Raw genomic sequence first — 12,805 nt, forward strand, 5'->3', positions numbered from 1 at the left:
GCGGATCGGCGTATCCGCGCCTAGGGCGTGCTCAGGCTCTTCAGGCCCGCGAACTCCACGTACTGTCGGCCTGCGCGGCTGATGTACGTGACCAGGGTGTGGCCGCACGAGCGGCAGAGCATGATGACTCCAGCGGCGTCGCGCTCGGCAATGGCCTCGCTCAGGGGCGCCGCCGATCCGCAGTGCCGGCACGTGCCGATCGCCGTGGTGATGTCGAGACGCAGGATCTCGCCGAGCGGGCCTGCGGCAGCGTTGCCGTCGACCCGGCTCACGGGCACGTTCACCTGCTGCGCATGCTGTGGCATGTCATTTGCCTCCAAATCGCTCGGTCTTGATGCGCTCCGCCGGATGCCCCAGGTCGACGAGGATGCGCGCGACGGTCTCGACGAAACCGGTCGGCCCGCAGACATAGACGAGCGGGTTGTCGGCGACGGGCAGCGTGGATGCCTCGATGTCGGCGCGCGTGATGCGCCCCGCGGCGCGCGCGAATCCGACAGGCGCGGTGCGGGTGTAGACCCAGTCGAGAACGAAGCTGTCGCCGACGAGCTCTGCGAGTTCTGGTGCGTAGTACGCGTCCTCCGGCGCCCGAACCGAGTACAGCATCCGGAATTTCGCCGTGCTCGCGGCGGCCCGATGTGCCCTGGCGATCGAGACGAGCGGCACGATGCCCGATCCTCCGGCGATGAGCTGCACCGGCTCGGTCTGGGAGTCGCGCCAGACGAAGAAGTTGCCGAGCGGCCCGCGCACCTCGAGCATGTCGCCCGGCTCCACGTCTTCGACGAGATAGGGCGAGACCTCGCCATCGGGGAGCATATCGACGGCGAGCTCGACAGTCGTGCCGTCGCCGAACGACGCGATCGAATACGACCGCACGGCCTGATAGCCATCTTCAGCGGTGAGGCGCAGATCGAGGTGCTGCCCGGCCAGATTGCCCGGCCACTCGGGCACGTCGAGAACGAGAATCCGGCCCTGCGGCGTGACGCGCATGGCCCGAGCCACCGTTCCTACAAGCCAGCCGGCGACGATCGCCACTACCAGTACCGCTGCTCTTTCCAGGGGTCGCCATACATGTTGTAGCCGTTCTGCTCCCAGAAGCCCGGGTCGTCGTCGGAGTGCATGCGGATGCCGTGCACCCACTTCGCGCTCTTCCAGAAGTAGAGGTGCGGCACCAAGAGACGCGCTGGCCCGCCGTGCTCGGGATCGAGCGGCTCGCCCTCGAACTCGAACGCGATCCAGGCCTTGCCATCGAGAAGATCTTCGAGCGGCACGTTCGTCGTGTACCCGCCGTACGACTCGACCATCGTGTACGCATCCGAGGTGTCGATATCGGCGAAGAGCGTGTCGAGCGAGACGCCGCGCCACGTGGTGCCGAGCTTCGACCAACGCGTCACGCAGTGGATGTCGGTGTGCACGTCTTCGATGGGCAGAGCCATGAGCTGATCCCAGCTCCAGGTCGTCACCTGGCCGGACTCCGTGGTGATGCTGAAGCTCCAGTCGGCGGTGTCGATGCGAGGGGTAGGCCCCGCAGAGAGCACCGGAAAGTCTTCGGTGAGGTACTGACCGGGGGGAAGCTCCGGGTCGGACTCGCGCCTGCGAGAGCCGAAACCGCGGGAGAAGACTGCCATGGTGTGCTCCTTAGTGAATTGATCGGATGGATCGCGAACGCCTGTATCGATTGTCCTCTAAATGCTCGTCTCGGCGCAGACAAAAGCACGTAGTTAAGAGTTCCTAGGGGCGAATGGATGCTCGTGCCCGGCGCCGCATGAGGGTTCCGGCCGTGACGGTGGCGGCGAGAACCAGCGCCACGAACACGAGCAGAACGCCGGTCGCCGGCTCGAAGGCGAGTGCTGCTCCCACGATCAGCACCGGAATGGCGAGGCCGGCGTAGGCGACCAGAAACATCAGCGCGAGCGTCTCGCCCTTGCGCTTCGGGTCGGCGAGAGAGGCGGCAGTGGAGATAGCCCCCTTGAACAGCAGGCCCACACCGAGGCCGGCCACAACGCCGCCGCCGATGAACAGCACGATCTGGGGCAGCACGGCTCCGAGTGCGATCAGTAGAAGGCCCGAGGCGCACGCCACGATGGCCACGGTGAGCTGCCGGTGCACGGCGATCGGGGTGAGAAGGATCTGCCCGGCGGCTGCGGCGGCGAAGACGGCGAACGAGGTGGCCCCGGCCAGAAGGTGGTCGCCGGCCTCAAACGTCGTTGCCAAGAAGGTCGGTGCCAACGAGGTGAAGAGTCCGAAGACGGCGAAGCCGGAGAAGGCGCCGAACGCGGCGATGACGAAGGGCCGCTTCGCCCCTGGAGGAACCGAGAGCTTCTGCGGGTGGTACGGGCGTCGCTCGTCGGGAACGTCGACCGTCTCGGGTACGAGCATCAGCGCGACAGCGGCCACGATCAAGACAAGCAGGAAGACGAGGTGGGGAAGTACGAGTGGGTCGGGCAGGAACTCGGCGAAGATGCCGCCGACGAGAGGGCCGAGCGACAGGCCGCCCAGGTTGGCCGCGCCCGAGACGGATGCCGCCACCACAGTGTTCTCGTTGGGCCTGGCCGCCTGGCGCAGTTCGCCGAGGTGCGCCGTGGCCGTGGCCGTGAGCATCCCGATGCTCGCGCCGTTGATCAGGCGGGCGACGATGAGCCCGGGAACCTCGGGAAAGAGCAGGAAGAGGACGGCCGATAAGGCGGAGATCAGCACAGCGACAACGAGCACCCGGCGGCGCCCCAGCCAGTCGCTCACGTGCCCCGCGAGATACAGGCTCACGATCACGCCGACCGCGTAGGCCGCGAAGATCATGGTGATCACGAACGCCGGAAAACCGTCGCGCTGCTGATAGAGCGGGTACAGCGGAGTGGGAACGGTCGAGTAGGCCATCACCAGCAGAAACGTGACGGCGACGATCCAGAAGCCGGCACCGTGTCGAACGGTGGGGATGCGACGGGACATGGAATAGACGCTACAGCCGGGATCGGCGGTAGGAACGCCCGTCGACCGGGTCTTCGACGAATGTCTAGTGCGCATGAGCGACTCGCCTCATACGTTCGAAGCATGACGAACCCCACCGGATCACGCCACGTAAGTTCGCTGCTCGACGGCGAATCCCAGCACAACAGCGAGCTGGGCTCGATCACGCGCCTCACCGCCGACACGTTTCCCATTCTCAAGGGACTGTCGATCAAGCGCCTTGTGCTGCAGCCCGGCAGCATCCGCGAGCCGCACTGGCACGCCAACGCCGACGAGATCGGCTATTGCCTGAGCGGCACCGTGCTCATCTCGATTCTCGACAACGGCAGCAGCTTCTCGTCGTTCACGATCGAAACGGGCCAGATGTTCGTGATCGACTCCGGCTCGCTGCACCACATCGAGAACATCGGTGACGACGAGGCGGAGATCGTGGTGGTGTTCTCGCACGAGAGGCCGGAGGACTTCTCGCTTCAGGCCGCCTTCGGCACCATGTCGGATGCCGTGCTCGGCAATACCTACGATCTCGAGGCATCCGCATTCACGCCTCTCGTACGTGACACGAACCCGCGTGACATCGTGAAGCGCTCGGGGCCGGCCGTCGTTCCCGACACGGCGGGCTTCAACAACCCGCACAAGTTCGACGTCGAGGCGCAGAACCCGCCGCTGCAGCACCCCTATGCGTTCGTGAAGCTCGCCCGCAGCCAGTTCTGGCCCGCGCTCGAGCACCTGTCGATGTACTCGCTGACCATCGAGGACACGGGCATGCGCGAGCCGCACTGGCACCCCAAGACCGCCGAGATGGGCTACGTGCACAAAGGCAACGCGCGCATGTCGATCCTCGACCCCGATGGCACCGTCGACACCTATCTGCTCGGGCCCGGCGACGTGTACTTCATCCCGAAGGCCTACCCGCATCAGATCGAGGTCATCGGTGACGACGAGATCCACTTTCTGATCTTCTTCGACCAGCCCACACCGGGCGACATCGGATACCGGGCGTCGGTGTCGGCGTTCTCGCGCCCGGTGCTCGCCGCCGCTTTCGACGTCGACGAGGCCACGCTGCCCGTGTTCCCGTTCACGCCCACCGACCCGCTGCTGGTCGCCAAGAGCAACCCGACCGACCCCGTGTGATCCGCGGCCGACCGGCCGCGCGCATCCGAACCCTCGAGAGAAAGCAGCACCACCATGACCGACGCGAGCGAACCCCTGCACGTGAGTCAGCACCACCGCACGACCCTCGAGCACATCGAGCGACACCCGACAACGCACAATCTCGAGTGGAACGACGTGATCGGGCTGCTCGACGAGATCGGCGACGTGCGCGAAGAGCACGACGGAAAGTTCGTCGTGAAACTGGGCGAGGGGCGCATCGTTCTGACGAAGCCCAAGCACAAAGACGTCGACGAGCAGATGGTGCTCGACCTGCGTCACCTGCTGAAGAACGCGGGCTACACGAGCTCGAAACCGTAGTCGCGGGCGGCGCCTCCCCCTGCAGACGGAGGTGCCGCGGGGTCGGTTTTCGCTAGCGTGGGTGCTGTGACGAACAGCAGGGTGGATGCGCTCGACGACGGATGGCTGCGCCCGCGACCGTCGCGGCGTGAGTATCGCGCCGATGCGATCTTGGCCACCGTGATCTTCGCGTTGAGTCTCGGCAGCCTCGAGCTCTACGATTCTGCTGGCTTCTACGCCGACCCGGCACCGCCGTGGCTCGGTGTGGCCTTCGTGCTGCTGCAGAGCGTGGCGCTCGCATTCCGGCGCAGGCTGCCCGTGATCGTGCTGATCGTCTGCGCCGCCGTGTTCATGGGTATGCAGATGCTGCGCGTGCCCGAGATTCTGTTCACCAACATCGCCTTCTTCATCGCCATGTACACGGCGGGTGCCTGGAGCAGGAATCGACGGCTCGCGATGGTCGCGCGACTCGGGGTGATCGTTGCCATGTTCGTGTGGCTGTTCATCGGTCTGCTCGGCGCGACGTTCGCCTCGGCCTTCGCCGACAGGGATGCCGTGGGCTCGGTGTCGCCGGCCCTCGCCGTCGGTCTCGTCACGGTTCTGCAGAATCTGCTCTACTTCGGCGGCGCCTACTACTTCGGCAACAGGGCCTGGGTGGCCGCGCGTGAGCGCGCCGCGCTGCAGGATCGCACTGTGCAGCTCGCCGAAGAGCGGGAGCGGACTGCGGCTCAGGCCGTGTCGCTCGAGCGCCTGCGTATCGCCCGCGAGCTGCACGACGTCGTCGCGCACCATGTGTCGGTGATGGGAGTTCAGGCGGGTGCCGCCCGGCGAGTGCTGCAGCGAGATCCACAGCAGGCGACCGAATCGCTCTCGGCGATCGAGTCGAGCGCGCGTCAGGCCGTCGATGAGCTGCATCGTATGCTCACCACGCTGCGCGACGACAGCACCCCGAGCAGCGACTCGTCTGGGCCAACAGACGAGCCCAGCACCCACGGGGTCGAGCAGCTTCGCGAGATTCTCGACGATGCCCGCTCGGCGGGCCTCGCGGCCCAACTCACCGTGGTCGGCGAGCCCCGACCGCTCTCGGCGCTGGTCTCGATCACCGTCTATCGTGTGGTGCAGGAGGCGGTCACCAACGCCATCAAGCACGCGGGCTCCTCCGCCGCGATCGACGTGCGTCTGCGCTATCGCGAACTCTCCGTCGAGGTAGAGATCACCGACTCCGGCGGCACACCGACGCGCGGTGCCGTGCAGGGCTCCGGGCTCGGCATCGTGGGCATGCGTGAGCGGCTCTCGGCCGTCGGCGGCACCCTCGAGGCTGCGCCTCGGGCGCGCGGCGGTTACCTCGTGCGCGCCGACATCCCCGCCGGCGCGGCGCCCGCTGGCGCGTTGACGACACTCACGGAGGGCAGGGTTCGATGACAGTCGCAGCCACCGACGGCTCCGCGCCCCACGCCGACGCCGAGATCCGCGTGCTGCTCGTCGACGATCAGGATCTGCTGCGCAGCGGTATCCGCATCATCCTCGAGAGCGAGCCGGGAATCGTCGTGGTCGGCGAGGCCCGTGACGGACGCGGCGCCCTCGAACGCATCAGGCAGGTCTCTCCCGACGTCGTGTGCCTCGACGTGCAGATGCCCGGAATGGACGGGCTCACCGCGACGCGCCTGATCACGGCCCTCGAGCATCCACCCGCCGTGCTCGTTCTCACGACCTTCGATCGCGACGACTACCTCTTCGCGGCTCTCGAGGGCGGCGCGAGCGGCTTTCTGCTCAAGAACAGCACGCCAGAGCAACTCGTCGATGCGGTGCAGATCGTCGCGCGCGGCGACGCGCTGCTGAGCCCGGATGTCACGCGGCGCGTCATCGAGCGCTTCGCGCAGCGAGACGTGAATGCGGGCGATGCACGGGGTTCAGGCTCGGATGCCGCGGGCTCGGCTGCTGCTGCTTCTGCTCGCATCGCGGCCGCCGCGATGTTCGCCGAGCTCACTGCCCGGGAGCGCGACGTTCTGAGTCTGGTCGCGCGCGGAATGAGCAACGCGGAGATCGCGTCGGAGCTGTTTCTGGGCGAGGCCACGGTGAAGACTCATGTCTCGAAGGTGTTGCAGAAGCTCGGCGTGCGCGACCGCATCCAGGCAGTCGTGTTCGCCTACGAGCACGGCATCGCGGTGCCCGGGGCCTGACCGCCTCGCAGTAGTGCCCGGTGCGGACTGTCGCGCCCGGTGTGCCGGTAACTTCTGTCCGCAGCGGGTACTGTCGTCTCCGCCTCGGGGTGGAGGCCGCGCGGATGTGTGCGCGCGGGCGCCCACCTCGCGGGGGATGTGGGGGCGCGCAGGCATCTTTAGCGTGGAGGAAACGGAAGGATCCTCCATGCTGCAGATCGACGGAGTCACCAAGCGCTACGGCGACCGCACCGCCCTCGACGCGGTGAGCTTCGCGGTCGGCGACGGCCGCCTCACCGGTTTCGTGGGTGGCAACGGCGCCGGCAAGACCACGACCATGCGCATCATTCTCGGGGTGCTCAGCGCCGACTCCGGAGTCGTGCGCCTGGGCGGTTCTGCGCTGGGGCCCGACGACCGCCGACGGTTCGGCTACATGCCCGAGGAGCGGGGCCTCTACGCCAAGATGAAGGTCGCCGAGCAGCTCGTCTACCTCGCACGCCTCCACGGGGTCTCTCGGCGCGACGCCGAGGCCAACACCACCGATCTGCTCGAGCGGCTCGAACTGGCCGAACGCCGCGACGACACCGTCGAGAGCCTGTCGCTCGGAAATCAGCAGCGCGCGCAGATCGCCGCCGCTCTGGTGCACTCGCCGGAGGTTCTCATTCTCGACGAGCCCTTCTCGGGGCTCGACCCGATGGCCGTCGAGACCGTGCTGGGTGTGCTTCATGACGTGGCGAAGCAGGGCGCGCCCGTTCTGTTCTCGTCGCATCAATTGGATGTCGTCGAGCGGCTCTGCGACGACGTGGTCGTGATCGCAAACGGGCAGATCAGAGCAAGCGGTTCGAAGCAGCAGCTGCACGACGACAATGCGGTTCGGCAGTTCGAGCTGCTCGTCGCATCCGACGCCGCCTGGGTGCGCGAGATGCCGGGCGTCGCCGTTCTCGACTTCGACGGCGGGTACGCGCTCTTCGAGGCCGATGATGACGAAGCCGCTCAGGGCGTTCTGCGGCGCGCGTTGCAGCAGGGCCCGGTCGCCAGCTTCGCGCCGAGACACCGATCGCTCACCGAGATCTTCAAGGAGGTCGTGAAATGACCATCGCCGACACCAGGGCCAACACGCGGGCCAACACCTTTGCCCAGAGTGCCGTGCTCGTTGCCGACCGAGAGGTGCGGATGCGGCTGCGCAGCAAGGCCTTCATCATCTCGTCGGTGATTCTGCTGCTCGCGGTCATCGCCTCGATCGTGGCCGGAAGCATCTTCGGCGCATCCGCGTCGAGCGCCACGACCCGCGTGGCCGTCGTCGGAGACAGCGCGGCGCTCACCCAGATCTCCTCGCTGGAGATCACTGAGGCTGGCAGCGTCGACGAAGCGGAGACGCTCGTGCGAGCCGGCGATGTCGAGGCCGCGATCGTGCCGGGCGACGGGCCCACGGGCATCCGGATTCTTGCCCTCGACAAGGCGCCCGGCGAACTCGTGCAGCTGCTGAGCGCCAGCCCGGAGGTCACGCTGCTCGAGCCCGCCGCCCAGAACTCGGGGCTCGCCTATCTCGTGGGGCTCGGTTTCGGAATCGTGTTCTTCATGGCGGCGACCCTGTTCGGAACGACGATCGCGCAGAGCGTGGTCGAGGAGAAGTCGACGAGGGTCGTCGAGATTCTTATGTCGGCGATCTCGGCTCGCGCTCTGCTGGCGGGCAAGGTGATCGGAAACACCATTCTCGCGTTCGGCCAGATCGTGCTGATAGCCGCGGCGGCGATCGTGGGGCTGGTGGTCACGGGGCAGGATGCCCTGCTCGGCGACCTGGGACCCTCGATCGTCTGGTTCGTGGTGTTCTTCGCCGTGGGCTTCGTGCTGCTGGCCGCGCTGTTCGCATCGGCGGCGGCGCTCGTCTCCCGTCAGGAGGACATCGGGTCGGTGACCACGCCGGTGATGATGCTCGTGATGATTCCGTACTTCTTGATCGTGTTCGCGTGGGACAACGACCTGGTGCTCACGATCATGTCGTACGTGCCGTTCTCGGCCCCGATCGGAATGCCCATGCGCATCTACCTCGGAACGGCCGAGTGGTGGGAGCCGCTGCTGTCGCTGCTCATCATTCTCGCGACGACGGTCGTGGTCGTACTCTTCGGATCGAAGATCTACGCGAACTCGCTGCTGCGCACGGGCGCCCGGGTGAAGGTTCTCGACGCGCTGCGCGGCTAGGCGCGCCGGGCGATCGCCGCGATGAAGCCGCCGACGAAGGTGTCGCCCAGGCCGATGGTGGTGGGCCGCGCGACTGTCAGAAGAAACGCCGGCACGCAGCACACCTCGGTTCCCCGTCGGCTCCGGATGCCGCGGGCGAAGTCGGCGCCCAGCGGATTGACCGGCAGCAGACCAGTCTGGTCGTAGTTGCGCTCGGTGAAACCGTCGCCGCGCACGTAGCGTGTGCTGGCCATCTGGATCGCGCCGCGAAGCGCATCCTCGTAGTCGTCGGCACGGGCGCCCAGCGCGAGCGACCAGAATTTCGTGTGCACCACGAGGAGAGAGGCGGGGATGAGCTCATGGAGCTCGCCCAGCGCCACGGCCATCTCGTCGACGTCGAGCAGGTCGAGCGACCTGCCGAGGTAGGCCTGCATCTCGTCTTCGTTCATGCTGTAGACGTCGATGCGCTCGAGCAGAGCCTCGCGCACGTGGCGGCTGAGGGCAGGCACATGAAAGCCCGAGTCCTCGTAGAAGACCAGGGCATCTGCCGGAAGCTGGGTGAGGTGTCGACGCATAGCGCCTAGCCGTTGCAGCAGCAGCTCCTCGCTTTGCATGCTGTTGAACCCCGAGATCATGAACAGCTCGGCCTGTTCGAGGCTCGCCCCGAGTTCGTCGCTGAGCACGAGCTCGGCATTGGGAGGGTCGTTCGCGAAGATCACGCGGTTGGCGTGGGGCGAGCGCAATTCGAGTTCGCCGACGCGCACGCGGCTGCCCTCGACGAACTGAACGATGAGATGGGGGTCGAGGGTGTCGCGCTCGGCGCTCGAGATGTAGGCCGAACCGCGGGGGAGGAGCCTGCGCACGTTGTCGTCGATGCTGACGAGGTGCAGCGTGCACGAGACCCCCACCGCCTCCATCGCATAGGCCGCCCGCACGCCCGTTCCGCCGAGGGTGATGCGTTTGTCGAAACGGGCGGCGAACTGCTCGACGGTGCGGGAGGAGGCGACGAATCGTTCTCCGCCCGCTCCGTCTTTGACGAAGGCCAGCAGCGCGATGAGCAGGTCGCGTTCGCTGCGGATAGCGATGAGACGAGAGAGCTCGGACGCCTGGATGGCGTACTCCAGAACCAGTTCGTCGATCACCCGGGAGTCCCAGACGATCTCGTAGTCGACCGTTCCGCCGAGGCCCAGTACGAGCTTCTCATTCATCGTGACATCGCATTCCTCAGCTGAACGGTGGACTCGTCGATCAGTACAGTGTGGCCTTTCCGGCGGCGTTGAACAGATCGATCTTCTGGGCTGCCGTCACCTTCATCGCGGCGATCGACGGCGGCTGGATCGTGTTGGGCTCACGCACGCTGGCATCGGCGAGCACCTCGCGCATTTTGTTGTGGTAGCTCGCCTTGATGTCGGAGGAGATGTTGATTTTGTTGACTCCGAGCTTCACGGACTCGCCGATCTCGTCGTCGGGGTTGTTCGATCCGCCGTGCAGAACGAGGGGGATGTTGACCTTCGCCTTGATGCGCTTGAGCAGCTCGAGCTTGAGCTCGGGCTTCATGCTCGCCGGGTAGATTCCGTGGCTGGTTCCGATGGCGATGGCCAGGCTGTCGACGCCGGTCGCCTCGACGAACGTGACCGCTTCGTCGGGCTCGGTATAGATGATGGATGCGGCGCCGTCTTCGGCCTCGTTGTCGGTCTTGCCGATGGTGCCGAGCTCTCCCTCGACAGAGACTCCGACAGCGTGGGCGGTGTCGACGACCTTCTTCGTGATGGCGATGTTCTCGTCGAACGGCAGCATCGAGCCGTCGATCATGACCGAGGTGAAGCCGCTCTGAATCGCGAGCAGCACCTGCTCATAGCTCGCGCCGTGGTCGAGGTGGATCGTGACCGGCACACTCGAGCGGTTCGCCCTGGCGATGATCGCGTGCAGCACGTCGGTGCCGATGTGGCTCAGCTCGTCGGGGTGGATGGCGATGAGCAGTGGCGACTGCTTCTCTTCGCTGATCTCGAAGAGACCGTTCATCATGGCGTAGTCGCTGACGTTGAACGCCGGAACGGCGAAGTTGTTCGCGTTGGCGACGTCGAGAAGGTCTTTTCCGGATACGAGCATTGTGGGTGTTCTCCTTGTGTTGTGGTGAGGCAGTGTTGTCGCGAGAAAGGGATGAAGAAGAGGGTCAGCTCTTGACGGCGCCGGCGGTCATACCGCCGATGAAGTAGCGCTGGAAGAAGAGGAAGAGGATGAGCACGGGGATGCAGCCGAGGATGCTCATCGCCATCATTTCGTTCCACTCGTAGGAGTTCTGGCCCATGAGCAGCTGGATGCCGATGGGCACCGTGCGCATGTCCTCCGTGCGGGTGAGCGTGAGGGCGAAGAGATACTCGTTCCACGCGATCATGAATGTGTAGACGCCCACCGAGACGATGCCGGGAATAGAGATCGGCACGAGGATGCGCCAGAGAACGGTGAGCGGGCCGGCCCCATCCATGCGGGCCGCCTCGTCGAGTTCCTTCGGCAGCGTGTTGAAGTAGCCGGTCATCATGATGATCGCGTAAGGCAGCGTGAACACCAGATAGGTGAGGATCAGGCCCTGGTAGGTGTTGTAGAGACCCAGCACCACCATCAGCCCGAAGAAGGGAATCAGCAGCGTGATCGGCGGCACCGCCTGGATGCTCACGATGATCATGTTGATCGGGCGCTTGCCCTTGAACTCGTAGCGGCTGAAGGCGTATGAGGCGAGGATCGCCACGAGGAGGGTGAGCGCTGTCACAGCCAGCGAGACGACGTAGCTGTTGATGAAGAAGCGCACCTTCGCGGGGTCGGTGAGGATCGTGATGTACGCGTCGAACGAGAAGTTCGAGGTGATCAGCTGCGGCGGGTAGGCGAAGATCTCGGTGTTCGGCTTGAAGGAGCTCGAGGCCATCCAGATGATCGGGAAGGCGGCGAACGCTGCTCCCGTCAGCAGCAGAACGATGATGACGACCTTGGCGAGCCGTTCCTTGGGCCGGCGCCGCGGCTTCTGCGCGGGCGAGCGTCGGGCGCCATCCGGTGTCGTACGAACGGCCGGACTCTGTTTCTGGGCGAATGTCGTCATGTCAGTCACGCGCTTTCTGGTGACGCACGTAGAAGAATGCGAGCACCATGGTGAGAAGGAGGATGAGCACGGCGCTCGCGGAGGCGACGGAGAACTCGTAGCGGCTGAAGGCGAGCTTGTACGTGTAGGTGCTGAGCATCTCCGTGACGTTGACCGGGCCTCCGCCGGTGGTCATCCAGATCAAGGCGAACTGCTGTGAGGTCCAGATGATGTCGAGCACGCTCATGCTGATGATGATCGGCTTCAGTTGCGGCAGGGTCACGTTCCAGAAACGCTGAAATGCGGATGCGCCGTCGACGCGGGCCGCCTCGTACAGATCGGCGGGCACGCCCTGCAGACCGGCGAGGAGAGTGACCATGTAGAACGAGTAGCCGGCCCAGATGTTGATGAAGGTCACGGCGAGCAGCGCGGTGTCGGGAGACGACAGCCACTCGATGCCCTTGTCGGTGAGGCCGAGCGAGATGAGGAGGTAGTTGACGACGCCGTTCGGGTTCAGCATCAGGCGCCAGAGCACCGCGATGATGGCGACGGTGAAGAGCCACGGCAAGATGTAGACGACTCGGAAGAGCGCCTTGGTGACGTTGCCGACGAGGGGCGAGTTCAGCAGCATGGCGAAGCCGAGGCCCAGCAGCAGGTGCGCCGCGACGCTGACCAGCGTGAAGAAGAGGGTGTTGCCGGTCGCGGTGCGGAACACCGGGTCGCTCAGCACCTCGACATAGTTGTCGATGCCGACGAACACCGGGTTCTTGTTCGTGATCACGTTGTCCATGAACGAGTACCCGATGACCATGATCACCGGAATGAGCATGAGCACGAGCATCACGATGACGGTCGGCGAGAGGAATGCGTAGGGTGTCAGCTTGCGTGCGGTGGGGGCCCACCTGGAGGTGCGGCTCTTCGTGCTGCCCGGTCTGACGACGGTGTTGGTCGAGGCCACTGCAGAAGCCTTTCTGTGAGGGGTGGCCGC

At 65.6% G+C, this 12,805-nt stretch carries 14 protein-coding genes; 6 read left to right on the forward strand and 8 right to left on the reverse strand.

Translation table 11 applies throughout. The annotated features are described in order from the left end of the window. Positions 1-20: 20 nt before the first annotated feature. The 4 genes from B9Y86_RS06190 to B9Y86_RS06205 form a co-directional block, all read right to left on the reverse strand. A complete protein-coding gene (locus tag B9Y86_RS06190) occupies positions 21-305 on the reverse strand; it encodes a DUF6510 family protein (RefSeq protein WP_085484119.1) in 285 nt (94 codons plus the stop codon). Position 306: 1 nt separating this feature from the next. Beyond that, positions 307-1,032 (reverse strand): ferredoxin reductase, encoded by a 726-nt coding sequence (locus tag B9Y86_RS06195; RefSeq protein WP_342351715.1) that lies wholly within the window; start codon positions 1,030-1,032, stop codon positions 307-309. Then, positions 1,032-1,625, reverse strand: coding sequence for a sulfite oxidase-like oxidoreductase (locus B9Y86_RS06200; RefSeq protein WP_085484121.1), 594 nt, complete (start codon positions 1,623-1,625; stop codon positions 1,032-1,034). The genes B9Y86_RS06195 and B9Y86_RS06200 overlap by 1 nt, the downstream gene beginning before the upstream one ends. A gap of 103 nt (positions 1,626-1,728) precedes the next feature. Further along, on the reverse strand, positions 1,729-2,943 hold the full coding sequence (locus B9Y86_RS06205; RefSeq protein WP_139824773.1) for an MFS transporter: 1,215 nt from the start codon (positions 2,941-2,943) through the stop codon (positions 1,729-1,731). 102 nt (positions 2,944-3,045) lie between these two features. On the opposite strand from B9Y86_RS06205, the gene B9Y86_RS06210 reads away from it, so the two are divergent. The 6 genes from B9Y86_RS06210 to B9Y86_RS06235 all read left to right on the forward strand — a co-directional run bounded on the left by B9Y86_RS06210 (position 3,046) and on the right by B9Y86_RS06235 (position 8,768). Further along, positions 3,046-4,092, forward strand: a complete 1,047-nt coding sequence (locus B9Y86_RS06210) for a cupin domain-containing protein (RefSeq protein WP_139824774.1) — start codon at positions 3,046-3,048, stop codon at positions 4,090-4,092. Between the two features lie 54 nt (positions 4,093-4,146). Then, positions 4,147-4,431, forward strand: a complete 285-nt coding sequence (locus tag B9Y86_RS06215; RefSeq protein WP_085484127.1) for a hypothetical protein — start codon at positions 4,147-4,149, stop codon at positions 4,429-4,431. 66 nt (positions 4,432-4,497) lie between these two features. Continuing rightward, complete coding sequence (locus B9Y86_RS06220; protein WP_244894659.1) at positions 4,498-5,832, forward strand: sensor histidine kinase; 1,335 nt, start codon at positions 4,498-4,500, stop codon at positions 5,830-5,832. Next, complete coding sequence (locus tag B9Y86_RS06225; RefSeq protein WP_085484131.1) at positions 5,829-6,590, forward strand: response regulator; 762 nt, start codon at positions 5,829-5,831, stop codon at positions 6,588-6,590. Before B9Y86_RS06220 ends, B9Y86_RS06225 begins: the two co-directional genes overlap by 4 nt. A 187-nt stretch (positions 6,591-6,777) precedes the next feature. Continuing rightward, positions 6,778-7,662, forward strand: coding sequence for an ABC transporter ATP-binding protein (locus B9Y86_RS06230; RefSeq protein WP_085484133.1), 885 nt, complete (start codon positions 6,778-6,780; stop codon positions 7,660-7,662). Next, on the forward strand, positions 7,659-8,768 hold the full coding sequence (locus B9Y86_RS06235; RefSeq protein ID WP_085484135.1) for an ABC transporter permease: 1,110 nt from the start codon (positions 7,659-7,661) through the stop codon (positions 8,766-8,768). Before B9Y86_RS06230 ends, B9Y86_RS06235 begins: the two co-directional genes overlap by 4 nt. On the opposite strand, the gene B9Y86_RS06240 is transcribed toward B9Y86_RS06235, so the two are convergent. From B9Y86_RS06240 to B9Y86_RS06255, 4 genes are all read right to left on the reverse strand, one after another. Beyond that, positions 8,765-9,955 (reverse strand): ADP-dependent glucokinase/phosphofructokinase, encoded by a 1,191-nt coding sequence (locus tag B9Y86_RS06240; RefSeq protein ID WP_085484137.1) that lies wholly within the window; start codon positions 9,953-9,955, stop codon positions 8,765-8,767. The two genes, B9Y86_RS06235 and B9Y86_RS06240, sit on opposite strands and share 4 nt — an antisense overlap. 40 nt (positions 9,956-9,995) lie before the next feature. After that, on the reverse strand, positions 9,996-10,856 hold the full coding sequence (locus tag B9Y86_RS06245) for a ketose-bisphosphate aldolase (RefSeq protein WP_085484139.1): 861 nt from the start codon (positions 10,854-10,856) through the stop codon (positions 9,996-9,998). Positions 10,857-10,920: 64 nt separating this feature from the next. Further along, entirely contained in the window at positions 10,921-11,838 is a 918-nt protein-coding gene (locus B9Y86_RS06250) for a carbohydrate ABC transporter permease (protein WP_085484141.1), read from the reverse strand. A 1-nt stretch (position 11,839) separates the two neighbouring features. Then, positions 11,840-12,775 (reverse strand): carbohydrate ABC transporter permease, encoded by a 936-nt coding sequence (locus tag B9Y86_RS06255; protein ID WP_244894660.1) that lies wholly within the window; start codon positions 12,773-12,775, stop codon positions 11,840-11,842. Positions 12,776-12,805 lie beyond the last annotated feature (30 nt).

Source organism: Agreia pratensis (assembly GCF_900177685.1).
Taxonomy (GTDB): Bacteria; Actinomycetota; Actinomycetes; order Actinomycetales; family Microbacteriaceae; genus Agreia; species Agreia pratensis.